The following is a 26,146-nucleotide window of genomic DNA, read 5'->3' as shown; positions in this document are numbered from 1 at the left end:
CCGGGTCAGGCGTTCGCGAGCACGGCGCGGGCGACGGCCTCGGCCTTCGCCGCGTCGCCGGTGACGGTCACGCGCCACCACACGTCGTCGGCCAGCGCGTCGATCTCGCAGACGCCCGCCGCGCAGCCGGTGAGGGCCTTCTCGCCGAAGCCGTCGAGCGGCTCGAGCGGGATCGCCAGGCCCGAGGTCAGCGAGAGGTTCCGCCAGCCGTCGTCGCCGTTCGGGAGCGCGTCGACCGTCACGCCCGAGTAGGCGGCGCTGGAGGCGTCGCTCCAGCTGCAGGAGGCGTATCCGGCCCGGGCGGCGGCAGCGGCCGACGCGGTGGTCGGCGTCCCGGTCCCCGTCCCCGCGGTCGCCTGCGCGAGACCGGCGGCACCGGACAGCTGCTCGGCCGTCAGGACCTCGGTGCAGACGGGCGCCGTCGCGGTGACCGGCTCGTCGAGGGTGCCGAGCGCGGCGGAGGCGGTGCCGGTCGCCAGCGCGGCGAGGTCGACCGCGGCCGGGGCGCCGCGCAGCTGCAGCGTCACCCAGGTGGAGCCGGCGAGCAGGTCCAGGTCGCAGCTGCCGTCGGTGCAGGAGCCGTAGGCCTCGACGCCGGTCTCGAGGCGCGGGGCCGGACGGCCGGCGAACGCCTCGGCGGCGTCGTCGACCGCGGCCGCGGTGATCGAGGCGTCCTCGTCGTACCAGGCGCAGCGGAGCACTCCGCCGTTCTCCTCCGCGGCCTCGCGGATCAGCTCGCCCGAGGAGCGCGTCGTCACCTCGCGGCTGCCCTCGAGAGCGCTGCGGGAGACCCCCAGCGCCGAGGCCGCCCGTGTGGCGGGGAGGAGGGAGTCGCAGCCCAGGCGGGTCGAGGCCGTGGGCGTGGGCGAGGGCGTCGGAGTCGCGGAGGGAGTCGGAGCGGCGGTCTCGGACGCCGACGGGGTGGCCGCGACGTCCGAGCGCTCGGCCGTCGTGCAGCCCGTCAGCGCGACGAGCACGGCGAGCGCGGCGCCGACCGTCGCCTGGCGCGGGAGGCGGGCCCTCACGCGGCCAGCTCGCGCTCGATCGCGGCCGTGAACGCGTCGATGTCGTCCTCCGTCGTGTCGAAGGAGCAGACCCAGCGGACCTCGCCGGTCGCCGGGTTCCAGTCGTAGAAGCGGTAGGCGGTGCGGAGCCGGTCCGCGACTCCGGGCGGCAGCGTCGCGAAGACCGCGTTGGCCTGGGTCTGCTGCGTGAACTCGAGCCCGGTGATCCGGCCGGCGGCGATCGCCTCCTCGAGCCCCGAGCGCAGGCGCGCCGCCATGGCGTTCGCGTGCCGGGCCGAGCGGAGCCACAGGGGCTCCTCCTCGCCGCCGTCGCCGAGCAGGGCGAGCAGCTGCGCCGAGATGAAGCGCATCTTGGAGGACAGCTGCATGTTGGTCTTGCGGAGGAAGGTCAGCCCGGTCGAGGCCGCCGGGTCGAGCACGACGATCGCCTCCCCGAGCAGGATGCCGTTCTTGGTGCCGCCGAACGAGAGCACGTCGACGCCCGCGTCGGTCGTGAAGGACCGCAGGGGCAGGCCGAGGGCGGCCGCGGCGTTCGCGATGCGCGCCCCGTCCATGTGCAGCCGCATGCCGAGGCCGTGCGCGTGGTCGGCGAGCGCGCGCACCTCCTCGGGGGTGTAGACGGTGCCGAGCTCGGAGGACTGGGTGATCGAGACCACGAGCGGCTGGGCGCGGTGCTCGTCGCCGAAGCCCCACGCCTCCTGGTCGACCAGCGCCGGGGTCAGCTTGCCGTCGGGCGTGGGGACCGTGAGGATCTTGATCCCGCCGACCTTCTCCGGCGCTCCGCCCTCGTCGGAGGTGATGTGCGCGGTGCCCGCCGAGACGACGGCGCCCCACCGCGGCAGCATCGACTGCAGGCCGGTGACGTTGGCGCCCGTGCCGTTGAAGACGGGGAAGGCCTGGGCCTGCTCGCCGAACTCGCGGCGGAACGCCTCCTGCAGGCGCTCGGTGTAGACGTCCTCGCCGTAGGCGATCTGGTGCGCTCCGTTGGCCGCGGCGATCGCGGCGAGGACCTCGTCGTGCACTCCGGAGTAGTTGTCGGAGGCGAAGCCGCGGACGTCGGGATCGTGCAGAGCGCTCATCCCTCCATCTTCGCAGCCCGCCGCCCGGAGGAGCCCCGGAGGCGCCCGCCGAGACACCCCTCCTGCCTCCCGCATGTTTCGGGCAGGTGAAAGGACGACGACCCGAAAGCCGATCTCCGTCAAGAAGTTGGTATCGGCTGGGAGGCAGGCCACTCTTGACGTATGCGCATGGACACGACGGGAGCTGTCCGCGACATGCCCGCCCCTCCCGGGGTGGACGAGATCGCGGCTCGCTTCGGCGATCCCGTCCTCGCGTTCGCGCCCCAGCCGAGGCTGGAGGAGTTCGCCGCGGCGCAGACGATGGCGCTCGGCCGCTTCGTCGAGATCTCGCTCTCGTACTCGTTCTACAAGAACCCGCGCAACCGCGCCGACCCCGTCAACCACGTCCCGCTGACCCCCGAGCAGAAGCGCGCGATCGAGCGCGCCGAGAACGACCACCTGCCGCCGTGGATGGTCGACCAGGTGACGCGGATGCGGTACCCGGTGCTCTGGGAGGCGGTCCGCACCTCCGTGCCGATCCCCGCCGAGCGCAGCCGGCCCCTGGAGTCCCGCCTCGCGGCCCACATGGGCGACGTGCTCCGCAACACCTTCCCGGGCCGCGTGCGCAGCCGCCGCGGCGGGATGCCGGTGGTCGCCGCCGCCCTCCGCGACGAGGACGTCGTGCGGGGCGTCCCGGTGATCGTGGACGGGGAGGCGCTGCGCGGCTACCGCGTGGACACCGATCCGGACGTGGTCGCGATCGGCGCCCGCGTCGACGGCCGCTACATGACGGTCGTGCTCGACCGGAAGATCGTGCCGGAGATCCGGATGGAGTTCGTCCGCCGCACCCCGCCGCGCCCGGCCTCGAGCCAGCCCCGGCGCTGACCGCCCGGCCGACCGCTCAGGGGCGCCCCGGCACCGCGATCCCGTGCTCGTAGGCGAACACGACCGCCTGGATCCGGTCGCGCACGCCGAGCTTCATCAGGATCTTCGAGACGTGCGTCTTCACGGTCGCCTCGCCCACGAACAGCTCGGCCGCGATCTCGGCGTTCGACCAGCCCCGCGCCAGGTGCACGAGCACCTCCCGCTCGCGGTCCGTCAGATCGGCCACTCCGGGGTGGTCGGCGGCGGTCGGCGTGCGCTCGGGCACGGACGCGAACCGCTCGATCACGCGCCGGGTGACGTCGGGGGCGAGCATCGCGTCGCCGCGGGCGACCACCTGCACGGCCTCGACCAGCTCCTCCGGCGACGCGTTCTTGAGCAGGAACCCGCTGGCGCCGGCCGAGAGCGCCTCGAAGAGGTAGTCGTCGCGGTCGAAGGTGGTGAGGATGAGCACCCGCGAGCACAGGCGCGGGTCGGCCACGATCTCGCGGGTCGCGGCCAGGCCGTCGAGCCCGGGCATCTGCACGTCCATGCAGATCACGTCGGGGCGCAGCTCGGAGGCGCGCTGCAGGGCCTCGAGCCCGGTGCGGGCCTCGCCGACCACCTCGATCCCCGGCTCCGACTCGAGGATGATGCGGAAGCCCACGCGGACGAGCTCCTGGTCGTCGACGAGCAGCACGCGCACGTGCTCGGTCATGGGCGGCCCCCGCTCGCTCGCTCCTGACGCCCCCGCGACGTCTCCGACGACGGTACCGGGTCGTCGGCGTCCGGCACGCTCGCCCGGACGGGGGACAGCGGCACCCGGGCGTGCACGAGGTAGCCTCCGCCCCTCGGCCCCATCTCGATCCAGCCGCCGACCGCGGCCGCGCGCTCGCTCATGCCGGTGTGCCCCAGTCCGCAGGAGGCGGGAGCGCTCGGGTGCGGGCCGGACCCGCCGTCGTCGGCGATCTCGAGCTCGACCGCGTCGGGGGCGTAGCGGAGGCGCACCTCGGCGTGCGCGCCGCGCCCCGCGTGCTTGCGGACGTTCGTGAGCGACTCCTGCGCGATGCGGTAGAGGCTGAGCCCCACCGTCGCGGGGATCTCGCGGGGCGTGCCGAGGGTGAGGAAGACGGTGGGCAGGCCCGACCCGCTGGACGCCGCGACCAGCTCCTCGAGCTGGGCCACCCCGCGGGTGGACGCGGCGTCGGTGAGCGGATTCGGGACCGCGTCCTCGGCGCGCAGCGCGACCAGGATGCGGTGCAGCTCCTCGATCGCCGAGCGCGCGTCGCCCTCGATGGCGCTGAGCGATGCCGCCGCCCGCTCCGGATCCCGCGCCAGCACCCGCCGCGCCGCTCCCGCCTGCACGCCCATCACGCTGACGTGGTGCGCGACCACGTCGTGCAGCTCGCGCGCGATCCGCAGCCGCTCGGAGGACACGGCCTGCCGCGAGGAGCGCTCCCGCTCGTCGTCGAGCTCGGCCGTGCGCGTCTCGAGCGCCTCCAGCCGGCGGGCCGACTGCCACGACGCCTCGCCGAAGACGTAGGCGCTGCCGAAGTAGAGCAGGTTCGACACGACCGCGAGGGCCGACTCCGCCGCGTAGGGCGAGAGCAGGCCGGGGGAGTCGTCGACCGGCACGGAGCTGCCGAAGTACTCGCCCGTGGCGAGGGTGGTGAGCAGCCAGCCCAGCATCCCGACCGCGATCGCCACTCGGACGACGAGCGCCGTGCGCCGGTTCCGGCCCCACGCGCCGACCGTGTAGAGCGCGAGGAACAGGCAGATCTGGCCGAAGAGCGACTCCGGCACCTGGAGCACGATCCCGAGCGCGTAGACGACGGAGAGCCCGGCCGCCACGCTCGCGGGGAACCGGCGGCGCAGCGCGAGGGGAAGGGTCATCAGGACGGCCCAGTGGGCGCTGACGACGGGGTGCGCCGCGTCCGGGAAGCCCGCCGAGGAGTACAGCGCGACGGAGACGATCGTCGCCACCAGCAGGATCCCCGCGGTGACCGCATCGCGCACGTATCCGGCCCGGCTCGGCGCTCGCCGGATCCAGCCCGCGTCGAGCGGGTCCGCGGCTCCGTCACCTGAGGGCATGCGCCCCACGCTAACCGACGCCGGTCGGACGGGGCCCCGGGAGGCGGAGGAGCGCACTTCGCCACCTCCCGGGCGCGACGTCAGTCCCGGCCGGTGATGCCCCGGGTCGAGGCGATGACGTCGCCCATCTTCTTCCCGAGGGCCTCGTAGAACATCGACAGCGGGAACTCGTCGTCCAGCACCGCGTCGGTGAGCCCGCGCGGGGCGCCGAGCAGCACCTCGTCCGGGAGCCCGCGGGCCCAGGCGGAGGCGGGGTGCGGAGCGAGAGTGGCCGCGATCAGCTCGTGCGCGGCCAGCCAGTGCGCCGTCTTCGGCCGGTCGATCGAGCGCCAGTAGAGCTCGTCGATCGCGTCCGAGAGGGCGACGACCACGTCGGCGACGCCGTCCCACTCGAACGCCAGCCGGGTGTCGGTCCAGTGCAGGACGCCGTGCTGGTGCAGCCAGGCGAAGAGCAGCTGGCCGCCGAGGCCGTCGTAGTTGCGCACCCGCGACCCGGTGAGCGGGAAGCGGAAGAGCCGGTCGAACAGGATCGCGTACTGCACGAAGCGCGAGCGCTCGGCCAGCGCCTCCTCCTCGTCGTCGCGGCGGTCGAGCGCGCCGAGGCGGCGCTCGATGGCGACGGCCTCGCGGAAGGCGGTGAGGTCGCACCGCAGCTCCTCCAGCGAGTAGAGGAAGAAGGGCATCCGCTGCTTGATCATGAACGGGTCGAACGGCAGGTCGCCGCGCATGTGGGTGCGGTCGTGGATGAGGTCCCACATCACGAAGGACTCCTCCGCCAGGCGCTGATCGGCCAGCAGGCGCTGCGCGTCCTCCGGGAGCTCGAGACGGGTGATCCGGGCCGCCTCCGTGACGACGCGGCGGAACCGGGCCGCCTCGCGGTCGGCGAAGATCGCGCCCCAGGTGAAGGACGGGACGGAGCGCATCGCGACCGTCTCGGGGAACAGCACGGCGCTGTCGGTGTCGTAGCCGGCGGTGAAGTCGACGAAGCGGACGGGCACGAAGAGGGCGTTCGAGTAGTCGCCCGCCTCCAGCTCGGCGACGAACCGCGGCCAGACGACCTCGACGAGGACGGCCTCGACGTGGCGGTCGCGGCTGCCGTTCTGGGTGTACATGGGGAAGACGACGAGGTGGCGGCGGCCGTCGACGCGCTCGAGCTGCGGCTGGAACGCGGTGAGCGAGTCGAGGAAGTCGGGCAGGCCGAGGCCGCCGGCGCTCCAGCGCTCGAGGTCGACGACCAGCGCGTCGAGGTACGCGGCGTCGTGCGGGAACGCGGGGGCGAGGGTGCGGACGCCGGCGACGATCCGCTCGACGAGGGTGCGCGCCTCCTCGAGCCGCTCGGGCTCGGCGAGCGAGCCGTCCTGGGACTGGAGCGGCTGCAGCGCGGCGGCGGCGGCCTTCAGGTCGAGCCAGGCGGCGGAGTCCTCCACGCGGTCCTCGACGACCTCGGGTTCTCCGACGACGGTGCTCTGCACGGCTTGCGACATGGTGATCCTCCTCACGCTGGTGATACGGGGCTGCAGGAGCGGAACGCGCTCCGACTCCGAGCGTATGGGCTCGTGCGCGCGCTTTTCTTGCGTCTCAGCGGAGCGAAGCGGCGATCTCGCGGGGGCGGGCGCACGTCTCCGCCGCCCCTCGGAGGCCCCGCGGTCAGCGGCTGCCCAGGTGTTGTGCAGGTGCCACCCCCCGTCCGGGGCTAGATTCCTCACCGCTTCCGTTTCCCTCCCCTCATCGGGTCGAAGATGGGGCGACACCGTGTCCGCATCCCGAGTGCGGAGACATCCGATCGGACAGGCGCGCCGAACACCCTGGCGGCGCGCCCGATCGGCGAGCCATCCTGAGAGAGAGGATCGGAGCGCGTGACGGGACCCGAACCCGGAAGCGACCAGAGAACAGCCAGCATCGACCACCACCCCGAGAACCTCCGCCTGCTCCCCTGGCCGCAGGCGGACGCCTCCGTCCTGCGCGACACCCTCGCGCACGCGGGCGGCGGACTCGAGAGCGAGAGCGAGATCCTCGTGCGCCACGACCGCTACCTGCGCGGTTGGGCGGACGGCGACGCGTTCTTCTACGTGGTCGAGCTGGACGGACTCTCCGTCGGCTCCATCGGCTATTGGTACGGCTGCTCGCGCGGCGTCGTCGCCTACGAGGCGGCATGGAGCATCGCTCCGCACGCCCGCGGCATCACCGCGGACTCCGTGCGGATGCTGCTCGAGGAGGCGGCGGCGTTCCCCGTGCCCCGCTTCGTGCACGCCTTCGTGGCGGAGAGCGACCTGGACGCGGGCGCGACCTGCGTCGAGGCCGGCTTCGACCGGATCGACCTCGTCGAGCAGGGCGAGCCGCCGGAGCTCTACGTGGACTGGGCGTTCGACCTGGCCGCCGTGGCCTGATCAGATCCCGTGGCGCTCCAGCCACGGCCGCAGCACCGCGAGGAACTCCTCGGGGTGCTCGAGGCCGGGCAGGTGCGCCGCGTCCTCGAGCACGTGCAGCTCGGCACCGCCCACCTCGGCGGCGAGGTGCTCGCAGACCGGCAGCGACTCCGAGAGGTCGTGCGCGCCCGCCACGACGAGGGTCGGCACGGCGATCTCCCCGAGCCGCTCGCCCGCCGGCCCGGAGGGATCGACCGGGCGGGGGGCCTCCGCCTCGTGGCCGACGCCCGTGAGCGCGAGCTCCCGGACCCGCGCGAGGAACTGCGGAGCCACGTCGTCCGCGGAGCGGTCGGGACCCACGGCCCAGAGCTCCGCCTCGACGATCGCCGCGGCCTCCCGCTCGCCCGCGAGCTCCAGCGCCTCGACCTCCCCGAAGCGGCGCTCCTCCTCCGCCGTCAGCGCGGGGTAGTCGAAGCCCGCCAGGCCCGGCGCGATCACGACCAGGCCGGTCACCCGCTCCGGATGCTCGAGCGCCAGGTCGAGCGCGAGCGTTCCGCCCCGCGAGCAGCCGACGACCACCGCGCGCTCGACGCCGAGGTGGTCGAGCACGTCCAGGGCGTCCCGGCGCGGGTCGTACTCCACGTCCTCCGTGCTCGTGCCGCCCGCGCCGCGGACGTCGTAGCGGACCACCAGCCGGTCGCGCGAGAGGTCGGGGACCAGCGGGTCCCACATCCGCAGGTCGGCGATGCCCGCGTGCACGAGCAGCAGGGCGGGCGCGGAGGCGTGGCCGTCCGCCTCCCAGTGGAGGCTCGCGCCGGGGACCTCGAGATGCGGCATGCCGCACACCGTAGGCGCGTCCCGCCGACGCTGCAACGCCCGGCCACTGCCTAGGGTGGAGGCGCGACAGCGGACGGGCCGCGGCGGGGAGGCGGCGGCGTGGAGGGCGTGCTCACCGGCTTCTCGATCATCGGGGTCGTCATCGCGGTCGGCTACCTGATCGCGCGGTTCCGGATCGTCCCGCCCGAGAGCCGGCTGATCCTGTCGCGGATCGCCTTCTTCGTCACGACGCCGGCGCTGCTGTTCACCGTGCTGTCGCGGGCCGACGTCTCCGTCCTCTTCTCCTCGTTCCTCCTCGTCTCGCTCCTGACGGTGCTGACCGTCGCCCTGCTCTACGTGCTGGCCTCGCGGCTGCTCTTCCCCCGCCCGCTGCCGGAGACGGTGATCGGGACCGCGGCCTCCTCCTACGTCAACGCCAACAACATCGGGCTGCCGGTCGCCATCTACGTGCTGGGCGATCCGCAGTGGGTGGCCCCGACACTCCTTCTGCAGCTGATCGTCCTCGCGCCGACGATCCTGACGCTGCTCGACGTCTCGACGAGCGGGCGGACCTCGGTCGGCGCGATCCTCACGCAGCCGCTGCGGAATCCGATGATCATCGCCTCCGCCCTCGGCCTCGTCGTCGCCCTCACCGGCGTCGAGCTGCCCGCGCCCGTGCTGCAGCCGTTCTCGATCATCGGCAACGCGTCGATCCCGCTGGTGCTGATCGCCTTCGGGATGTCGCTGCGCGGGCAGCGGCCGCTGGAGGCGGGGCCGGCGCGGGTCGAGGTGGTCGTCGCCTCCGTGCTCAAGTCGCTGGTGATGCCGGCGGTCGCGCTGCTGCTGGGGCGCTTCGCGTTCCACCTCGACTCCGAGCACCTCTTCGTGGTGACGGTGACCGCCGCGCTGCCGACCGCGCAGAACATCTTCACCTTCGCCTCGCGCTACGACCGGGGCGTCGCCGTCGCCCGCGACACGGCCCTCGTGACCACGGTCGCCGCGGTGCCCGTGCTCATCGGGGTGTCCCTCCTGCTGGGCTGAGCGGAGCAGCATCCCCGGCTCCCGCTCGGGCCCGGCGGAGGCGCCGGACGGCCCGCGCATCCGCGTCGCGTGTCCCTCGTCCTGGGACGGGGCCGGTGGCGCGGGCCCGGTCGCACTCCGCCGACCGTCGCTTAGGCTCTCTCGAATGAGCACCACCACGTCCGCCGACCGCTCCACCCGCGGCAGGCCGCGCCGCCGTCGCGGCCTCTGGATCACGCTGATCGTCCTCCTGGTCCTGCTGATCGGCGCCGTCGTCGCGGTGCTCCTCGGCGTGCGCACCTACGACAAGGCGATGACCGTCCGCGACAAGCTGACCGAGGCGATCCCGCTGGTGTCGCAGGTGACGGACAGGCTGACGACGTTCGACACCTCCGGTGCGGAGGAGACCGCGGGCCGGATCGCGACCCTCACCGGCGAGGCGCGCGACGAGACCGAGGACCCGGTGTGGCGGGTGATGGAGGTGGTGCCCGTCCTCGGGCCGAACCTGTCCGCGGTCCGCGCCGCGACCGAGATCGCCGACGACGTCTCCGGCCGGATCGTCACGCCGCTCTCCACGACCTCGCTCGACATCCTCAAGCCCGTCGACGGCAGGGTCGACCTCGCGGCGATCACCGAGCTGTCGCAGAAGATCACCGTCGCCAAGGAGGTCGTCGACGCGGCGCAGACCCGCGTCGAGGGCATCGACCGCGGCCCGCTGGTGCCGCAGGTCGCCTCGGCCCTCGACTCCTTCACTCCGCAGCTGGCCACCGCGACCGCGGCGATGGACCAGGTCGAGCCGCTCACCGCGATCCTCCCCGACTCCCTCGGAGCCTCCGGCCCGCGCCACTACCTGGTGATGTTCCAGAACCTGGCGGAGTCGCAGGCTCTGGGCGGCGGCGCGTCGTCGGTGATGCAGCTCGACGTCGACGGCGGCGCGATCTCGATCGGCCGTCAGCTGGGCAGCGGCGACTTCCGCGGTCTGGCGCCCGTCACCGTCGACCAGAGCGCGCTCGACACCATCGGCGAGAACATGGCGACGACCTTCAACGTCTCGACCAGCCGCCCCGACTTCCCGACGGCCGCCTCGATCGCCTCCCAGTTCTGGGCGCAGAAGTTCCCCGAGCAGAGGATCGACGGCGTCCTCGCGATCGATCCCGTCGCCCTCTCCTACCTCCTCGGCTCGACCGGGCCGGTGACCCTCACCGACGGCACGGTCCTCACGAGCGAGAACACCGTTTCGACCCTGCTCAACGAGGTCTACTTCCGCTACCCGGAGTCGGTCGTGGCCGAGCGCACCGACGAGTTCTTCTCGGAGGCGAGCGCGACGGTCCTGGGGAAGATCCTCGGCGGGGAGATGGAGCCCACGAAGATGCTCCCGGCGATCGTGAAGGCGGTCGACGAGAGCCGCATCCTCGCCTACAGCTCCGACGCCGACGAGCAGGCGCTCCTCGCGCCCACGCCGATCGCGGGGGTCCTGCCGCAGACGACGACCGACGGCACGACCACCGGAGTGTTCTTCCAGGACGCCTCGGGCGGCTCGAAGATGGACTACTACCTGAGCACGGCGGTCACGCAGTCGAGCGCGGGCCGGTGCGCCGCCTCCGGCGCGGTCTTCACCACCTCCGTCACCGTGACCAACACGATCTCGAAGGCGGTCGCTCGGACGCTGCCCGGCTACGTCGCCGCGGCCGGCGGGCGCGGTGCGTACCCCCTGGGCGACTTCGTCACCAACATCTACGTCTACGGCCCTCCCGGGACCACGGTGTCGAGCGCGGCCTGGGCCGACGGCACGGGCTACGGACCCGAGAGCCTCGACGACCTCGGCCGTCCCGTCTCGAAGGTCGCCGTGCAGCTCTCGCCCGGCCAGTCCGAGACGTTCGACGTGCAGTTCAGCGCCGGCGACGCCTCCGGCTTCGGCGACCAGACCGTGCGGGTGACCCCGATGATCAACCCCACCGCGGTCACGCTGAACGACGAGCCCGCCTGCGGCTGACCGCGCCGGCGGTCGGCGCCCCGGGTCGGTGCTGGACCAGCGCTGACCGCGCCGACCGCTGACGCGCCCCCGGGTCGGTGCTGGACCAGCGCCGCCCGCCCGACCGCTGACGCGCCCCCGGGTCGGTGCTAGACCAGCGCCGACCCGGGGATCGAGCTCGTCACGAGCGAGGAGGCGAGGAACGCGGTGGCGATGCAGAGCACGAACCCGATGACCGGCACGAGGAACGCGCGACGGCCCACGAGGTAGCGCACGACCGTCACGGCCACGGCGATCAGCGTCAGCGCGGGCGGCCCGATCAGCGCGATCGAGACGCCCCAGTCGATCCGGTCGAAGTCGCAGGCGAAGTTCTGGCCCTCGCACTGCGCGGGGAAGACCGAGAGGATCGCGGCGAGGTAGCCGAGCACGATCGTGAGCAGGCCGAGGGCGAGGCAGCCGAGGATCGAGAGCACGAGGTCCCAGCGGCGCCGGCGCGGCTTCCCGGCGGCGATGATCTCGCCCACCGAGCGGTAGGCGTCGGACCGGAACTCGTCGTGCGCGGCTGCGGGACGGGCGGTCGCAGGGCGGGCGGTCGCAGGGCGTGCCGTCGCGGGTCGGGAGGCGGGGCGGGAGGCACCGGCCGAGGCGGCCTGGGCCCGCGCGCGCTTCTTCTTCGACGAGGCCATGCTCAGAAGATCATCGGGCGGTCGTCGTCGAGGGTCGTCTCCAGGTCGAGATCGACCACCACCGGGACGTGGTCGCTCGGGGCGTCGCCCTTGCGCTCGTCGCGGTGGATCGAGGCGCCGGTGACGAGCTCGCCGAACGCGGGGGAGCCGAGCACGAAGTCGATCCGCAGCCCCTCGTTGCGCGGGAAGCGGAGCTGCTTGTAGTCCCAGTAGGTGTAGCCCTCGGGCACGAGCGGGCGGACGACGTCGCGCAGGCCCGCGTCCTCGAAGGCGGCGAAGGCGGCGCGCTCGGGGATCGAGACGTGCGTGGATCCGGGGCCGAGGCTCGGGTCGCCCACGTCGCTGTCGAGCGGCGCGACGTTCCAGTCGCCGACCAGAGCGAGCGGCAGGTCGGGCTCGGCGGCCAGCCACTCGCGGGCGCTCGCCTCGAGGGCCGCGAGCCACTCGAGCTTGTAGAGGTAGTGGGGGTCGTCGACCGCGCGGCCGTTCGGGACGTAGAGGCTCCAGACGCGCACGCCGTCGACCGTCGCGCCGATCGCGCGGGCCTCGAGCGGGAAGGAGCCGTCGGCCGCCGCCTCCTTCGCGAAGCCGGGCATGCCCGGGAAGCCGACCTGCACGTCGTCCATCGGCAGGCGCGAGGCGATGCCGACGCCGTTCCACTGGCTGAGCCCGACCATCTCGACGTGGTAGCCGGCGTCGGCGAAGGCCTCGTGCGGGAACTGCTCGGGCTTGCACTTGAGCTCCTGCATGGCGAGGACGTCCACGTCCTCGCGCACGAGCCAGTCGACGACGCGGCCGGTGCGGGCCCGGATGGAGTTCACGTTCCAGGTGGCGATGCGCATCCTGGAAGTGTAGGAGCCGCCGCCGACACGTCTCCTGCGCGTCCTCCGCGCGTCCCGGCGGCCGCGGGCCGGGGGAGTCATCCCCTCGGCGGATTGCGGAACCGGTGTCGGTGGTCGATGGTTGTCTAGCGCCGTCCCGACCGGCCGTTCGTCGTGCCGTCCGGCCGCCGCCGCCGCCCGCGCCGTGCGGGCCCGACGGGCTCCCCGGCGCTCCGCGCTCCCCAGCCCGGTCCCCTCCCCTCCCGCTCCTGCTCCGCCCCTCCGGAGGACCCATGATCCTGCTCCGCCTCGCCTCCGCCTACGCGAAGCCCTACGCGCGGTGGGTGGCCGCCGTCGTCGTGCTGCAGCTCGTCGCGACGCTCGCCGCGCTCTACCTGCCGAGCCTCAACGCCGAGATCATCGACCAGGGCATCGGCCGCGGCGACACCGACTTCATCTGGGGCACCGGCATGACCATGCTCGGCGTCTGCGTCGTGCAGGTCGCCGCGGCGATCGGAGCCGTCTACTTCGGCGCCCGCACCGCCATGTCCGTCGGCCGCGACCTGCGCCGCGACGTCTACCGCCGCGTCGACTCGCTCAGCGGGCTCGAGGTCGGCGGCTTCGGCACGGCCACCCTGATCACCCGCGGCACGAACGACGTGCAGCAGGTGCAGATGCTCGTGCTGATGACCCTCAACTTCATGGTCTCCGCGCCGATCATGTGCGTCGGCGGCATCGTCTTCGCCCTGCGCGAGGACGCCGGCCTCTCCTGGCTGGTCTGGGTGTCGGTGCCGCTGCTGTTCGTCGTGGTCGGCTTCCTGGTGTTCCTGCTGCTGCCGCTGTTCCGCCTCATGCAGGACCGGATCGACGGGATCAACAGCGTGCTCCGCGAGCAGATCACGGGCATCCGCGTGGTGCGCGCCTTCGTGCGCGAGCCGTTCGAGTCCGAGCGGTACCGCAAGGCCAACGCGGCGATCACCGAGGTGTCGATCAAGGTCGGCAACATCTTCGTGCTGATGTTCCCCGCGATCATGATGATCCTGCACCTGGCCACCGCGGCCGTGCTGTGGTTCGGCGGGCAGCGGGTCGACGCCGGTCAGATGCAGGTGGGCTCGCTCACCGCGTTCCTGCAGTACCTCCTCCAGATCCTCACCGCCGTGATGATGGGCGTCTTCATGGTGATGATGATCCCGCGCGCGGTCGTCTGCGCCGAGCGGATCCAGCAGGTGCTCGACGCCCGCACCAGCCTCACCACGCCCGAGGGCGGAGTCCCGACGCCCGCGCGCGGCCGCGTCGAGTTCTCCGGGGTCGTCTTCGGCTACCCGGGCGCCGAGCGCCCCGTGCTCTCGGGCATCGACATCGTCGCGGAGCCGGGCCGCACCACGGCCGTCGTCGGCTCCACCGGCGCCGGCAAGACGACCCTGCTCGGCCTCGTGCCGCGCCTGTTCGACCCGCAGGAGGGCACCGTCACGATCGACGGCGTGCCCGTCTCCTCCCTCGACCGGGCGCAGCTCGCCGAGGTGATCGGGCTCGTGCCCCAGCGCCCCTACCTCTTCTCGGGGACGATCGCCTCGAACCTGCGCTTCGGCCGCCCCGACGCAACGGACGCCGAGCTGTGGGAGGCGCTGCGCATCGCCCAGGGCGAGGACTTCGTGCGGAGCAAGGAGCACGGGCTCGACGAGCCGGTCTCGCAGGGCGGCACCAACGTCTCCGGCGGGCAGCGCCAGCGGCTCTGCATCGCGCGCGCCCTCGTCGCGAAGCCGCGGGTCTACCTGTTCGACGACTCGTTCTCGGCGCTCGACGTCGCGACCGATGCGCGGCTGCGGGAGTCGCTGGCCGACGCCACCACCGACGCGACCGTGATCATCGTGGCCCAGCGGGTGTCGACCATCCGCCACGCCGACCAGATCGTCGTGCTCGACGCGGGCCGCGTCGTCGGCCGCGGCACGCACGACGAGCTCCTCGAGACGAACGCGACCTACCGCGAGATCGTCGAATCCCAGCTGAGCGTCGAAGGAGTGTCCTGAGATGGCGCGCACACGCGACACCACCGCCCCCGAGGAGACGACGTCCCCCGAGCCCGAGTTCGAGCCCGGCGAGGGCGACGGCGGCATGTTCGGGGACGGGCCGCCCGCCCGCAAGGCGCAGAACTTCTGGCCCTCGGCCAAGCGCCTCTTCTCGCTGCTCGGCCCCGAGCGCGCCCGGATGGTCCTCGTGGTCGCCCTGGTCTCGCTGTCGGTCGTCCTCACCGTCATCGCGCCCAAGATCCTCGGGCAGGCGATGGACACGATCTTCAACGGCGTGATCGGCTCGCAGCTGCCCGCCGGCGTCCCGCTCGAGCAGATCATCGAGCAGCAGCGCGCCTCGGGCAACGGCACCTTCGCCGACATGCTGGCCAAGACCGACATCGTGCCCGGCGCGGGCATCGACTTCGTGGTCCTCGGCCGCCTGATCATCATCGTGCTGCTGATGTACGTCGTCGCGTCGGTGCTCATGTGGGCGCAGGGCTACATCCTCAACGGCCTCGTGATGCGGGTGGTCTTCGACCTCCGCCAGGACATCGAGGCCAAGCTCAACCGCCTCCCGTTGCGCTTCTTCGACACCCGGCAGCGCGGCGACGTGATGTCGCGCGTCACGAACGACGTCGACAACATCCAGACGGCGCTGCAGCAGGCCTTCTCGCAGCTGGTGCAGTCGGTGCTCACCATCATCGGCATCGCCGCGATGATGTTCATCGTCTCGTGGCAGCTCGCGCTGATCGCGCTGATCTCGATCCCGCTCTCGGGCGTGATCGCGGGCGTGATCGGCGCCCGCTCCCAGAAGCTCTTCGCCGCCCAGTGGAAGAACACGGGCGCGCTCAACGGCCACATCGAGGAGACCTTCTCCGGGCTCGAGATCGTCCGCGCCTTCGGCCGCGACCGCGAGATGCTCGAGGAGTTCGACCGCCGCAACGACAGCCTCTACACCGCCTCGTTCGGCGCCCAGTTCGTCTCGGGCATGATCATGCCCGCGATGACCTTCGTCTCCTACCTCTCCTACGTGCTCATCGCCGTGGTCGGCGGCCTGCGGGTCGCCTCCGGTCAGCTGACGCTCGGCGACGCGACCGCGTTCATCCAGTACTCGCGCGAGTTCACCCAGCCGGTGACCCAGCTGGCGAGCATGGCGAACATGCTGCAGTCCGGCGTCGCCTCGGCCGAGCGCACGTTCGAGCTGCTCGACGCCGAGGAGCAGGAGCCGGAGACGGCGACCGCGTCGCTCCCGCAGCGCACCGACGGCCACGTGGAGTTCGAGGGCGTCTCGTTCTCGTACGACCCGGAGCAGCCGCTGATCGAGGACCTGACCTTCTCCGCGCAGCCCGGGCAGACGGTCGCCATCGTCGGTCCGACCGGGGCGGGGAAGACCACGCTGGTCAACCTGGTCATGCGCTTCTACGAGCTCACCGGAGGGCGCATCCTGCTCGACGGCGTCGACATCACGAGCCTCGCGCGCGGCGATCTGCGCTCGCGCGTGGGCATGGTGCTGCAGGACGCGTGGCTCTTCCAGGGCACCATCCGCGAGAACATCCGCTACGGGCGCCTGGACGCGACCGACGAGGAGATCGTCGACGCGGCGAAGGCCACCATGGTCGACCGCTTCGTGCGCCAGCTGCCCGACGGCTACGACACGGTGCTGGACGCCGACGGCGGCAGCGTCTCGGCGGGCGAGCGGCAGCTGATCACGATCGCGCGCGCGTTCCTCGCGAACCCGTCGCTGCTGATCCTCGACGAGGCCACCTCCTCGGTCGACACCCGCACGGAGCTGCTCGTGCAGCACGCGATGAACGCGCTGCGCACCGACCGGACCTCGTTCGTCATCGCGCACCGGCTCTCCACGATCCGCGACTCCGACACCATCCTGGTGATGGAGTCGGGCCGGATCGTCGAGCAGGGCGCGCACGAGGCGCTCCTGAAGCAGCGCGGTGCCTACTACGAGCTCTACATGACGCAGTTCCGCGGAGGAGGCGACGAGGCGGGCGAGCACGCCGCAGCGGGCGCGCTCCCGAGCGGGGGAGGGGCCGCCCCGTAGAGTAGGCGCGTGACCGACGCACGCCAGCAGCTCATCGAGTACATCGGCTCCGACGCCGTCTTCCATGGGGACTTCACCCTCACGAGCGGCAAGAAGGCGTCGTACTACGTCGACCTGCGCCGCGTAAGCCTCGACCACCGCGTCGCGCCGCTGATCGGGCAGGTCATGCTCGACCTCATCGCGCCGATCGAGCGCGTCGACGCCGTCGGCGGCCTCACCATGGGAGCCGACCCGATCGCCGCCGCGATCCTCCATCAGGGCGCCGCCCGCGGTCTCGCCTACGACGCGTTCGTCGTGCGCAAGGAGCCCAAGGACCACGGCCGCGGCCGGCAGGTCGAGGGCCCCGACCTCGAGGGCAAGCGCGTCGTCGTCGTCGAGGACACGTCCACCACCGGCGGCTCGCCGCTGAAGGCGATCGAGGCCCTGCTGAAGGTCGGCGCCGAGATCGCAGGAGTCGCCGTCGTCGTCGACCGCGCGACCGGTGCCCGCGAGATCATCGAGGACGCCGGCTACCCGTACTTCGCCGCGATCGGTCTGGCCGACCTCGGCCTGAGCTGATGGTTGACGAGGGGGGACGCGGCGGGGGCCCGGGAGGCGGCGAGCACCCGGAGCCGGAGGGCCGCGGGTCCGAGGGCCGCGAGCCGGAGGGCCGCGAGCCCGAGCTTGCCGGATCGGAGACCTCCGAGCCGGAGCGTGCCGAGCCGGAGCGACCCGAGCCGGAGCGACCCGTCGGCAGCAGCGAGTGGCTGCTCCAGCAGCTCAGCGGCGGCCGCCTGAAGAGCATCTTCGACTCGCCCCGCCCCGTCCCTCCCGTGGAGGAGTCGCGCGCGGAGCGGACGTCCGGTCCTGCTGAGCCCGCAGCCGACGAGGCCCACGCGTCAGCGGAGGAGCGGAGGGTTGCGAGCGAGTCGGCCTCCTCCGCCGATGCGGCCGGACCGTCGTCGAGCGACAGCGACTCCGACGCGGTGTCGCGACGTACCCCTGCCGCTCCGGTCGGCCTGTGGCCGGGGGAGCCCGTGCTGAGCGCGACGCCCGCCGCCGAGGAGGCCGACGGCGACCTCCCGAAACCCGCGGACGACTCCGCTCGGGTGGAGGAGCAGGACGCCGACGCCGATCGCGGAACGGTCGTGGAGCCGGAGCGCTCCTCCGACCGCGACGGCGTCTCCGCCGAGGGACGGAGCTCTCCGGGCGACGACACGGGAGTCTCCGACACGGGAGCCCGCGCCATGGGAGTGCACGAGGCGGGTGCCCGCGAGGCGGGTGCCCGCGAGACGGGTGCCCGCGAGACGGGTGTCCGCGAGGCGGGTGCCGGTGGGACGACTGCCCGCGACACGAGTGCCTCCGACGCGGACGTGTCCGACGAGGACGCCTTCGACGCGTTCTTCGCCCCCCTCCGCGACGACGACGCCGACGGCTCCGGCTCCGACGCCTCCACCGATGCCGGCCGCACCGAGGTGCACCGCCGCGGGGCGGACTCCGTGCGCCCGGTCCTGCCGCACACCGACCCTCCCGCCGACCTGCCGACCGCCCCCGCCGGACTGCGCAGCGCCCACCGGCCGGACGACGAGCCCGATGCCGGATCCTCGACCGACCTCGACCCGGCGGACCGCTCCGGCGCCCTCTACCCCGCTGACGGACGCCCGGTCGGCGCGACCCCGCCGACTCCGCGCGAGCCGACTCCGCCCGCCGTCTACGAGTGGCCCGACCCGCGCGGGGACTGGGACCAGCCGCCCGTGTGGGAGCAGGTCGTCGCTCCGCAGGACGAGCCCGACGAGGACGGCGGCGACGAGGAGCTGTGGCGCGAGACCGCCGGCGCCTACTCGTGGAACCTCGAGCCGGCCGCCGAGCCCGCCGACCGCGCCGAGCCCGCGCCCTTCCGCACCGCTCCCGCGGCCGCCCACGTCAACGCCGCTCCGCCGCGGAAGCGCCGCTCCGCCCGGTCCCGACCCGAGAGCCGCGAACGCGACTCGGCGCCCGCCGCAGCGCCCGCGTGGCGCACGCTCAGCCGACGCCGGCTCCTGATCGGCCTGATCGCGGCGGGTGCGGTGATCCTCCTCGCCGGGCTCTTCGCGATCGGCATCGCCGTCGGGAGCGCCGGCGGCCGAGCAGAGCCGCAGGCCGTCCCGGTCGTCAGCGAGACGCCCACGGCGGAGCCGACCCCCTCGCCCACGCCGACCGCGACCCTCCCGACCGTCGGACCGCTGCCCGTCGGCACCTGGGCCTGGAGCGCGCTCCTCGGCGGCGAGTGCGTCGAGCCCTTCGACTCCGTCTGGGCGGAGGAGTTCACCGTCGTGGACTGCGCGGGGGCCCACTCCGCCCAGCTCGTCGCCACCGCGGAGCTGACCGACGCGGCGTTCCCCGGCCAGGACGCCCTGGCCGTCACCGTCTCCTCGCTCTGCCAGGCGCAGGGCGTCGTGGACGTCGCCGCGGCCGAGACCTACGGCGACGTGCAGGTCGCCGGTGCGTTCCCCGTCACCCAGGAGCAGTGGGACGCGGGCGAGCGCAGCTACTACTGCTTCGTCGACCGGGCGGGCGGCGGCGAGCTGACCGGCTCCCTCGCCGGCACCCCCGCGGCCTGACGCGCGCCGTCCCTCAGGCTTCGGGGGACGCCGCCGGGCACCGGCCCGGTGCACCCGGCCGAGCCGCGGAGCGCCCAGTAGGATCGCTCGTCGTGCAGGAGAACGAGGCGACCCCCGCGACCGGACCCACCGCCTCCGTGGAGCTCACCACGAACGGCGTCGGCCCCTGGCAGGGCGAGCGGCCCGAGGACGACCGCCTCGACCCGGAGCTGCTGGAGCGCGGCGACGCGCGCAACGTGGTCGACCGCTTCCGCTACTGGCGGATGGACGCGATCGTCGCGGAGCTCGACCGCACGCGGCACCCGTTCCACGTCGCGATCGAGAACTGGCAGCACGACATGAACATCGGCTCGATCGTCCGCAGCGCCAATGCGTTCGGCGCGGAGGGCGTCCACATCGTCGGCCGGCGGCGCTGGAACAAGCGCGGCGCGATGGTCACCGACCGCTACCAGCACGTCCAGCACCACGAGACGGTGGCCGACCTCGCGCAGTGGGCCGCGGAGGCGGACGTGCCACTCCTCGCCGTCGACAACGTCCCCGGCTGCGTGCCGCTCGAGACCTACCGGCTCCCCGAGCGCTGCCTCCTGCTGTTCGGGCAGGAGGGACCCGGCCTCTCGGAGGAGGCGATCGCCGCCTCGGAGGCCGTGCTCGAGATCACGCAGTTCGGCTCGACCCGGTCCATCAACGCCTCGGCGGCGGCAGCCGTCGCGATGCACGCCTGGGTGCTGCAGCACGTCTGCTTCTGACCCCCGCGAGCCGCGGTGCCGTGTCAGGAACCGGCGCCCGGCCCGCTGCCGGGACTCAGACCGCTGAATCCGGCGGGAACTCCGACTCCAGCGGCTCCGACGACAGGAGCTCGTGCACCCCGCTCAGCACCTCGTCCGGGCGGAACGGGTAGCGCTCGATCTCGGCCTCGTCGCTGATCCCCGTCAGCACCAGCACGGTGTGCAGGCCCGCCTCGATGCCCGCGACGATGTCGGTGTCCATCCGGTCGCCGATCATCCCGGTGTTCTCGCTGTGCGCGCCGATCTTGTTCATCGCCGAGCGGAACATCATCGGGTTCGGCTTGCCGACGACGTACGGATCCTTGCCCGTCGCCTTCGTGATGAGCGCCGCGATAGCCCCCGTCGCCGGGAGCACGCCCTCGGCGCTCGGCCCCGTCGCATCGGGATTGGTGACGATGAAGCGCGCACCCGCGACGATCAGGCGGATCGCCTTCGTGATCGCCTCGAAGCTGTAATTGCGGGTCTCGCCCACGACCACGTAGTCCGGCGCCGTCTCCGTCATGATGAAGCCCGCCTCGTGCAGCGCGGTGGTGATCCCCGCCTCGCCGATCACGAACGCGCTCCCGCCCGGCTTCTGCGACGCGCAGAAGTCCGCCGTCGCCAGAGCGCTCGTCCAGATCCGCTCCTCCGGCACGTGCAGCCCCGACCCGCGCAGCCGCGCCGCCAGATCCCGCGGCGTGAAGATCGAGTTGTTCGTCAGCACCAGGAACGGGGTGCCCGAATCGGTCCACTCCTGGATCAGCTCGGGCGCGCCGGGGAGCGCCTTGTTCTCGTGCACCAGCACGCCGTCCATGTCCGTGAGCCAGGCCTCGACTTCACTGCGGTTCGTCGCCATGGGTCGATGCTATCGGCGGCACCCCCGCGCACGACGGCGACGACCGGCGAACCGCCCGGCTCCCTCCGCTGACGCCCCTGTGGAGGGACGACCGTCGTGCGCCGGACGGCCGGACCCCGGACCCGCACAGCCCCGAGCGGGATAGCCTGGGAGGCATGAGTGGCGAGAACCTGCTGGGCCCCGAACCGACCCTCCTCCCCGACGAGCCCGCGGTCACCGCGGCCCTCGCGAAGCACGCGAACCCGGGAGCCGTCGAATTCGCCGCCCTCGCCGCCGCCCACCCGCGCTCCCCGCTGGCCTGGGCACTGCTCGCCGACAGCGTCTGGGGCATCGACGCGGCCCTCCCCTCCTACGCCTACGCCCGCGTCGGCTACCACCGCGGTCTGGACCTCCTGCGATCCGCCGGCTGGCGCGGCCAGGGTCCCATCCCGTGGCGCCACGGACCCAACCGCGGTTTCCTCCTCGCCCTCTACGCCCTCCGCCGCGCCGCCGACTCCATCGGCGAGACCGAGGAGGTCACCCGCCTCACCCAGTTCCTCCAGCAGGCCGACCCGATCGCCATCGACGAGATCGAGCGCTATCACGAGGACGCGCTTCCCCCCACTGCCGCCATCGTCATCCTCGGCAACGACTAGGCGGCGCCGGGGACGCGGTCCCGGGGGCGTCGGGCTCGGAGGCCGACCCGGAGGGCTTGAGGCGGAGTCGCGATCCCGTCCACCCGCAGTCCTGCGCATCGTCTCCTGTCGGCGTGCCACCCGCCGGCGAGGATCCGGCGGAAGCCCGACCGCTCAGGTCCTCCTCGTCCCTTCCCCTGGGTAGTGTTCGCTCCTGTGACGCTCTTCTCGGACCTCCCCGTCCTTCCCGTCCTCAGGCGCGCACGCGAGCGCGATCGCCTCGCGTCCGCGGAGGCGGGCTGCTGGGCGTGACACGGTCGGCCGGGGAGGCTCCGGTGAGCCGGTGGCGCCTGCGGGTCGCCGGGACCACGGCGGTCCTCGCCTTTCTGCTCCTGCTCGTCTGCGCCGATCCCTTCGGATCGGACTCCTCGCGGCAGTTCGTCCGGATCGCCCGCTCCCATGATCCGACTGGTCTCGTCCACGCCCTGGGTGGAGAAGGGATCGCAGTCTGCGCTCTCGCCTCACCGGCTGCAGCGGCGGCAGCCGCGCTGGTGGCGGCGAGCAGCCGTCGACCCTTCGTCCCCGCACTCGGAGTGCTCGCGCTGCTCGAGGGGGCGTCGACCGTCGAGATGATCGTCACTCCGCCGTCGGTCGGTGGCGTGCTGTACGGCCTCCTCTCGGTTCTCGCGGGCACGGCGGTCGGGGCGCTGGTCGGCACGATCCTCCGACGAGTCGTCCCGAATCGATCCGCCGCACGCTCACTGCGGATCCTCTGGCGCACGTGGCTCGCCGTCCTCCTCGCCGTCGCACTGCTCGCCGCGGTGGCGGTGCCCCTCTTCGTCCGCCCCGTTCTCGATCCCGTGGGGGGAGCCGATGCGCTCGTGGTGCTGGGTCCTGCTACTGATCGCAGGGTCGGCCGTGCGCTCGCTCTGCTCGAGGAGCACCGGGATGTCACCCTCGTGCTCTCGACTCCGCGCCTGGAGAACGGTTCGTTCGCCCGAGCCGAATGCGATGCCGGCGAGGAGGTCAGAGTCGTCTGCTTCACTCCCTCCCCGTTCACTACGGGCGGTGAGATCTCCGAGCTGAACACGCTCTCCTCGGAGTACGACTGGACCTCGGTGGCACTGATGACCTCCACTCCGCATGTGACCCGGGTCCGCACGATCGCGTCTCGCTGCCTGCGCACACCGTTCTCGGTCGGCTCGGTCGACGAGCCGCGGCGGGTGAGCGAGTGGACTCTGGCGGTGGTCTATCAGGTGCTGGCGTTCGGCAAGCTGCTGATCCTGCAATCCTGTGAGAGCGGCCGCTCGTGAAGAAGGATCCGCCCCTTGGGCCCCCCTTCTAGGGGCGGAACCATGGATCCGCGTCGTCGTTCCAGGAAAACGACAGAGTCTCCTCTGCTTCCCTCCGCGGTCGGGGGGTGCGGCCGTCGACAGCCGATGGCGGGATGATCCGAGCATGAGGAGATGACGACGACTCTCGAAACAGGACCCGGATCCCGCCGCACGTTCCTCCGCTACGGAGGAGCCGCGGCCGCGGCCGCCGTCGTCGCCGCACCCGCCGCGGAAGCCGCGGACGAGACTATACCTGCGACCCGCGTCAACGGAATCCACAACTACCTCGAATTCGCCGGGACCACTGACGAGGACAAGCTCCGCGCCGCGATCGACTATTTCGTCGCCGCTCGCCAAGAGGTCACGTTGACGATCTCGAAGAGCTTCAAGATCACGCGCACCCTCGTGATCGACTCCTCGTACATCTCGCTCGAGTTCACCTGCGGTCCGCTGAATGCGACCGCCATCACCAGCGGTCCTGCTCTCACGGTGATCGGCAGTGCCACGTCCGGCTACCCCAACAACAGGGCGGCGATCACCGGACTCCGTCTGCTGGGGCCGGGAGCGTCCGCGACGGCCAGCACCGGAATCCTGTTCAACACCGACAGCACGACTGCCGCCACCACGCGCGGGCTCGGACTCTGGGGCCTGGAGATCTCGGGCTTCGGGACCGGCGTGTCCTTCGAGAACGATGCGTTCCTGATCAGCTTCTACAACTTCCACATCTTCCGCTGCAGGACGGCCGTTTCCATGCCCGCAGGCAGAGTCAACTACGGCGAGAACATCAAGTTCATCGGCGGTGGTATCGGCACCAGCACCCTCGGCGTCTACAACGCCAACCCGAACGGCGAGCTGCACTTCGTCTCGACGTCGATCGACTTCTGCGTGCAGGCCGTGAAGGTCGACGCGGGTCGGGTGATCCTGCACCAGCCGCATATCGAGATCAACGAGAGCGGCGCGAACTCCACGCTCTCGCAGTTCGTCACCGGGTCGAGTACAGCTGCGCAGATCTCGATCTCAGGCGGACACCTCTTCTTCCATCAGGTCCCGGTGGCCAACTACCTCTTCGAGACCACTGCAGGAGGGTGGGGCGGCGGAATCCAGGTCCATCAACTGTCGATGTTCAATACGCAGATGAAATCGGGATATCTCGCCGGTGGCACTGCGAAGGTCCGTATCAGCCAGCACGTCACCTCGGACGGGAACGGCAGCGGTTCGGGGCAGGGGTCGATTCTGCATTCGAAGGCGGCGAACAAGCTCGTCGACGGGAACTTCTCTCTCGCAGCGCCCGTCGACGCGTTCCTCAACGGCGCCGACGCGACGAGCCGCACCACCAGCCCGTCCATGACGCTGACCACCAGCGGCAACCAGCTGCTGATGACCCGAGTGGCCGGCGGTCCCGGTCCGGCGGTCTCCATCGACGTCCCCGTCACAGCGGGGCTGCTGTACGGCGTCGACTTCACCATCGCGGGATCCACGTCGACGGGCACGATGTATGTGTCCGAATCCTTCGTCGCCGTGACCGGCGTGTCCTCGTCGGGGATCCCGATCGTCGCTCGGAGCAGCGCTCGCCCGGTGTCGAATCTCGACCTCGCCGGCGCGAACGCGCAGGCTCCCTTCCGCAAGACCTATCAGCAGACGACCTGGAACCGGGTCGCTCCTGCGTGGGCGACGCACTTCCGGCTGCGGTTCACCTTCGGATCGGTGACAGCAGGAGTGACTCGCTTCTCGGAGATCGTCATCACCGAACTCTGACGGGGGCGGCGGGTGACGGACCTCGAGAAACCCGACTGGTAGCGTCAGACCATCCCTCGCCGGCCGAGGTCGTCCGCTCCGTCGCCGAAGCGGGCGTGTCGCGGTCCGATCACAGGCCGTGGTGCCCTCTCCCAGGTCGTCTCGTGGTGCCCGGGGCGGTCCGCCGAAGAGACGAACGAAGGAGAAGCACGCGAATGATCCGGGCGCTCTTCTCCGTGAAGGACTTCTCCGGCTCGAGCAACCCCTACATCGAGCTGCTCGTCGGTTCGTTCCCGGCGTCGGTGGAACCGGTCGCGTTCACCTGGCGACGTGCCCTTCTCGGGCGCTACGACGTCTTCCACGTGCACTGGCCGGAGTACCTCTTCCGTGCCCCGCGCGGTCCGCGCCGCTGGCTGAAGTCCGCCCTCGCCTTCGGGCTCATCGCCCGGCTGCTCGCGTCGGGGACGCCGGTCGTCGTGACGATGCACAACCTCCGACCGCACGAATCGGGCAGTGCCGTCGAGACTCTCCTCGCGCGCTGGCTGGACCGGCTCACGGACGTCCGCATCTATCTGAACGAGTCCGACGAGAACGACCTGGACCGGGGAGTCGTCGTCCTGCACGGCGCCTATCCGGAGTCGGCCTCTGTCCCGGGCCCCCGTGAAGCGGGTCGGCGCATCCTGTTCTTCGGGCAGATCCGGCCCTACAAGGGACTCGAGGAGCTGATCGCGGCCTTCAGCGCACTCGCCGACGGCGAACTCGTCATCGCCGGCGCGGCCGCTGTCCCCGAGTACGCCGACGAGGTGCGCAGAGCGGTCGGAGCCGACGGTCGCGTCCACCTGCGGCTCGGCCACATCGACGACGCCGAGCTGGACGAGCTCCTGGCAGGCGCGGACCTCGTCACCCTGCCGTACAAGTACCTCTACAACTCCGGAGCCGCGCTGCTCGCCCTCGGCGCGCGGAAGACGATCCTGGTCCCGGCGACCGGATCGACGCGGGCCCTCGCCGCGGAGGTCGGGAGCGGCTGGGTGGAGCTGTTCGACGGCCCCGTGTCGCCGGCGGCGTTGGAGGCGGGCCTCGAGCGAGCGCGCCGGCACGGAGAGAGGGAGCGACCCGACCTGTCCAAGCGCGAGCGTTCCCTCGTGGGAGCGCTGCACGGCGCCGTGTACGAGGCGCTCGTCGCTGCAGGCCGAGGTCGAGGACGAGGCGGGAAGGGGAGGAGAGCGGCGACGCTCGCTCGCCTCCGCGCAGACCCCCGCTTCCTCCGGCATTCCGAGCTGAATCGATGAACGAGCTGCAGGGAGTCGAATGAGGCGTTCAGCGCCGAGCCGCCGTTCACGTACCAGGACTACTTCGAGGGGACAGGACGGACCGGGTCGGAGTACACCCTCTTCGATGATCTCGACTCCGCCGTGGCTCACGCGACGCGGATCCGGCTGCACTCCTAGACGCCCGCTGGCTGCGTGGGATCCGGCGCCCCTGCT

General features: G+C 72.2%; 22 protein-coding genes. 13 read left to right on the top strand and 9 right to left on the bottom strand.

Going from position 1 to position 26,146, the window contains the following annotated elements:
* Positions 1–5: 5 nt before the first annotated feature.
* Together C5C33_RS18490 and C5C33_RS09160 are read right to left on the bottom strand one after the other, a co-directional pair.
* Entirely contained in the window at positions 6–1,025 is a 1,020-nt protein-coding gene (locus tag C5C33_RS18490) for a hypothetical protein (RefSeq protein WP_181136225.1), read from the bottom strand.
* Positions 1,022–2,104, bottom strand: coding sequence for a low specificity L-threonine aldolase (locus tag C5C33_RS09160; RefSeq protein ID WP_104256598.1), 1,083 nt, complete (start codon positions 2,102–2,104; stop codon positions 1,022–1,024). The genes C5C33_RS18490 and C5C33_RS09160 overlap by 4 nt, the downstream gene beginning before the upstream one ends.
* A 168-nt stretch (positions 2,105–2,272) precedes the next feature.
* On the opposite strand from C5C33_RS09160, the gene C5C33_RS09155 reads away from it, so the two are divergent.
* The gene (locus C5C33_RS09155; protein WP_104239200.1) at positions 2,273–2,968 is read left to right on the top strand and encodes a hypothetical protein; all 696 of its coding nucleotides are present in this window, start codon (positions 2,273–2,275) and stop codon (positions 2,966–2,968) included.
* 16 nt (positions 2,969–2,984) lie between these two features.
* Here the strand turns inward: C5C33_RS09155 and C5C33_RS09150 are convergent, their stop codons facing one another.
* The 3 genes from C5C33_RS09150 to C5C33_RS09140 form a co-directional block, all read right to left on the bottom strand.
* The gene (locus C5C33_RS09150) at positions 2,985–3,662 is read right to left on the bottom strand and encodes a response regulator transcription factor (protein WP_104247976.1); all 678 of its coding nucleotides are present in this window, start codon (positions 3,660–3,662) and stop codon (positions 2,985–2,987) included.
* On the bottom strand, positions 3,659–5,035 hold the full coding sequence (locus tag C5C33_RS09145) for a sensor histidine kinase (protein WP_104260958.1): 1,377 nt from the start codon (positions 5,033–5,035) through the stop codon (positions 3,659–3,661). The genes C5C33_RS09150 and C5C33_RS09145 overlap by 4 nt, the downstream gene beginning before the upstream one ends.
* Before the next feature lie 80 nt (positions 5,036–5,115).
* Entirely contained in the window at positions 5,116–6,519 is a 1,404-nt protein-coding gene (locus C5C33_RS09140) for a DUF6421 family protein (RefSeq protein ID WP_104260957.1), read from the bottom strand.
* A 372-nt stretch (positions 6,520–6,891) separates the two neighbouring features.
* On the opposite strand from C5C33_RS09140, the gene C5C33_RS09135 reads away from it, so the two are divergent.
* Entirely contained in the window at positions 6,892–7,422 is a 531-nt protein-coding gene (locus C5C33_RS09135) for a hypothetical protein (protein ID WP_104260956.1), read from the top strand.
* Here the strand turns inward: C5C33_RS09135 and C5C33_RS09130 are convergent, their stop codons facing one another.
* A complete protein-coding gene (locus tag C5C33_RS09130; protein WP_104260955.1) occupies positions 7,423–8,238 on the bottom strand; it encodes an alpha/beta fold hydrolase in 816 nt (271 codons plus the stop codon).
* 99 nt (positions 8,239–8,337) lie between these two features.
* Between C5C33_RS09130 and C5C33_RS09125 the strand changes: the two genes are divergently transcribed.
* Both C5C33_RS09125 and C5C33_RS09120 read left to right on the top strand, forming a co-directional pair.
* Positions 8,338–9,258, top strand: coding sequence for an AEC family transporter (locus tag C5C33_RS09125; protein WP_104222809.1), 921 nt, complete (start codon positions 8,338–8,340; stop codon positions 9,256–9,258).
* Positions 9,259–9,403: 145 nt separating this feature from the next.
* Positions 9,404–11,230 carry a DUF4012 domain-containing protein gene (locus tag C5C33_RS09120; protein WP_104260954.1) on the top strand — a complete coding sequence of 609 codons (1,827 nt, stop codon included), beginning with the start codon at positions 9,404–9,406 and terminating at the stop codon, positions 11,228–11,230.
* A gap of 128 nt (positions 11,231–11,358) precedes the next feature.
* Here the strand turns inward: C5C33_RS09120 and C5C33_RS09115 are convergent, their stop codons facing one another.
* A complete protein-coding gene (locus C5C33_RS09115; protein ID WP_104260953.1) occupies positions 11,359–11,895 on the bottom strand; it encodes a hypothetical protein in 537 nt (178 codons plus the stop codon).
* 2 nt (positions 11,896–11,897) lie between these two features.
* A complete protein-coding gene (locus C5C33_RS09110) occupies positions 11,898–12,737 on the bottom strand; it encodes an exodeoxyribonuclease III (RefSeq protein WP_104260952.1) in 840 nt (279 codons plus the stop codon).
* A 272-nt stretch (positions 12,738–13,009) separates the two neighbouring features.
* Between C5C33_RS09110 and C5C33_RS09105 the strand changes: the two genes are divergently transcribed.
* The 5 genes from C5C33_RS09105 to C5C33_RS09085 all read left to right on the top strand — a co-directional run bounded on the left by C5C33_RS09105 (position 13,010) and on the right by C5C33_RS09085 (position 20,106).
* Positions 13,010–14,743, top strand: coding sequence for an ABC transporter ATP-binding protein (locus C5C33_RS09105; RefSeq protein ID WP_104239193.1), 1,734 nt, complete (start codon positions 13,010–13,012; stop codon positions 14,741–14,743).
* 1 nt (position 14,744) lies between these two features.
* Positions 14,745–16,781 carry an ABC transporter ATP-binding protein gene (locus C5C33_RS09100; protein WP_104260951.1) on the top strand — a complete coding sequence of 679 codons (2,037 nt, stop codon included), beginning with the start codon at positions 14,745–14,747 and terminating at the stop codon, positions 16,779–16,781.
* Positions 16,782–16,790: 9 nt separating this feature from the next.
* On the top strand, positions 16,791–17,339 hold the full coding sequence (pyrE, locus tag C5C33_RS09095; RefSeq protein ID WP_104222804.1) for an orotate phosphoribosyltransferase: 549 nt from the start codon (positions 16,791–16,793) through the stop codon (positions 17,337–17,339).
* Complete coding sequence (locus C5C33_RS09090) at positions 17,339–19,360, top strand: septum formation family protein (protein WP_104260950.1); 2,022 nt, start codon at positions 17,339–17,341, stop codon at positions 19,358–19,360. The genes pyrE and C5C33_RS09090 overlap by 1 nt, the downstream gene beginning before the upstream one ends.
* A gap of 92 nt (positions 19,361–19,452) precedes the next feature.
* Positions 19,453–20,106: a TrmH family RNA methyltransferase gene (locus tag C5C33_RS09085; RefSeq protein WP_104260949.1), complete on the top strand. Its 654-nt coding sequence runs from the start codon at positions 19,453–19,455 to the stop codon at positions 20,104–20,106.
* Between the two features lie 55 nt (positions 20,107–20,161).
* On the opposite strand, the gene C5C33_RS09080 is transcribed toward C5C33_RS09085, so the two are convergent.
* A complete protein-coding gene (locus tag C5C33_RS09080) occupies positions 20,162–20,980 on the bottom strand; it encodes an HAD-IIA family hydrolase (RefSeq protein WP_104225721.1) in 819 nt (272 codons plus the stop codon).
* A 155-nt stretch (positions 20,981–21,135) separates the two neighbouring features.
* Here C5C33_RS09080 and C5C33_RS09075 point away from each other — a divergent pair, with 155 nt between their 5' ends.
* The 4 genes from C5C33_RS09075 to C5C33_RS09060 all read left to right on the top strand — a co-directional run bounded on the left by C5C33_RS09075 (position 21,136) and on the right by C5C33_RS09060 (position 25,951).
* The gene (locus tag C5C33_RS09075; RefSeq protein ID WP_104225720.1) at positions 21,136–21,615 is read left to right on the top strand and encodes a DUF3151 domain-containing protein; all 480 of its coding nucleotides are present in this window, start codon (positions 21,136–21,138) and stop codon (positions 21,613–21,615) included.
* 314 nt (positions 21,616–21,929) lie between these two features.
* Positions 21,930–22,907 carry an ElyC/SanA/YdcF family protein gene (locus C5C33_RS09070; protein ID WP_104222799.1) on the top strand — a complete coding sequence of 326 codons (978 nt, stop codon included), beginning with the start codon at positions 21,930–21,932 and terminating at the stop codon, positions 22,905–22,907.
* A gap of 153 nt (positions 22,908–23,060) precedes the next feature.
* Entirely contained in the window at positions 23,061–24,683 is a 1,623-nt protein-coding gene (locus C5C33_RS09065; protein WP_104222798.1) for a twin-arginine translocation signal domain-containing protein, read from the top strand.
* A 194-nt stretch (positions 24,684–24,877) separates the two neighbouring features.
* Positions 24,878–25,951: a glycosyltransferase gene (locus C5C33_RS09060; protein WP_104260948.1), complete on the top strand. Its 1,074-nt coding sequence runs from the start codon at positions 24,878–24,880 to the stop codon at positions 25,949–25,951.
* The last annotated feature ends 195 nt before the right edge of the window (positions 25,952–26,146 follow it).

The organism is Rathayibacter sp. AY1H3, assembly GCF_002932015.1.
Note: the sequence above shows the minus strand (reverse complement) of the source record. Positions and strands in the feature narration are given on the sequence as shown.

What these genes read in the sequence shown, in the direction of transcription:
- C5C33_RS09065 (WP_104222798.1), top strand. Translation starts at nt 23,061, where the DNA reads ATGACGACGACTCTCGAAACAGGACCCGGATCCCGCCGCACGTTCCTC.
- C5C33_RS09120 (WP_104260954.1), top strand. Translation starts at nt 9,404, where the DNA reads ATGAGCACCACCACGTCCGCCGACCGCTCCACCCGCGGCAGGCCGCGC.
- C5C33_RS09060 (WP_104260948.1), top strand. Translation starts at nt 24,878, where the DNA reads ATGATCCGGGCGCTCTTCTCCGTGAAGGACTTCTCCGGCTCGAGCAAC.
- C5C33_RS09115 (WP_104260953.1), bottom strand. Translation starts at nt 11,895, where the DNA reads ATGGCCTCGTCGAAGAAGAAGCGCGCGCGGGCCCAGGCCGCCTCGGCC.
- C5C33_RS09110 (WP_104260952.1), bottom strand. Translation starts at nt 12,737, where the DNA reads ATGCGCATCGCCACCTGGAACGTGAACTCCATCCGGGCCCGCACCGGC.
- C5C33_RS09150 (WP_104247976.1), bottom strand. Translation starts at nt 3,662, where the DNA reads ATGACCGAGCACGTGCGCGTGCTGCTCGTCGACGACCAGGAGCTCGTC.
- C5C33_RS09155 (WP_104239200.1), top strand. Translation starts at nt 2,273, where the DNA reads ATGGACACGACGGGAGCTGTCCGCGACATGCCCGCCCCTCCCGGGGTG.
- C5C33_RS09075 (WP_104225720.1), top strand. Translation starts at nt 21,136, where the DNA reads ATGAGTGGCGAGAACCTGCTGGGCCCCGAACCGACCCTCCTCCCCGAC.
- C5C33_RS09145 (WP_104260958.1), bottom strand. Translation starts at nt 5,035, where the DNA reads ATGCCCTCAGGTGACGGAGCCGCGGACCCGCTCGACGCGGGCTGGATC.
- C5C33_RS09130 (WP_104260955.1), bottom strand. Translation starts at nt 8,238, where the DNA reads ATGCCGCATCTCGAGGTCCCCGGCGCGAGCCTCCACTGGGAGGCGGAC.
- C5C33_RS09100 (WP_104260951.1), top strand. Translation starts at nt 14,745, where the DNA reads ATGGCGCGCACACGCGACACCACCGCCCCCGAGGAGACGACGTCCCCC.
- C5C33_RS09090 (WP_104260950.1), top strand. Translation starts at nt 17,339, where the DNA reads ATGGTTGACGAGGGGGGACGCGGCGGGGGCCCGGGAGGCGGCGAGCAC.
- C5C33_RS09140 (WP_104260957.1), bottom strand. Translation starts at nt 6,519, where the DNA reads ATGTCGCAAGCCGTGCAGAGCACCGTCGTCGGAGAACCCGAGGTCGTC.
- C5C33_RS09105 (WP_104239193.1), top strand. Translation starts at nt 13,010, where the DNA reads ATGATCCTGCTCCGCCTCGCCTCCGCCTACGCGAAGCCCTACGCGCGG.
- C5C33_RS09160 (WP_104256598.1), bottom strand. Translation starts at nt 2,104, where the DNA reads ATGAGCGCTCTGCACGATCCCGACGTCCGCGGCTTCGCCTCCGACAAC.
- C5C33_RS09080 (WP_104225721.1), bottom strand. Translation starts at nt 20,980, where the DNA reads ATGGCGACGAACCGCAGTGAAGTCGAGGCCTGGCTCACGGACATGGAC.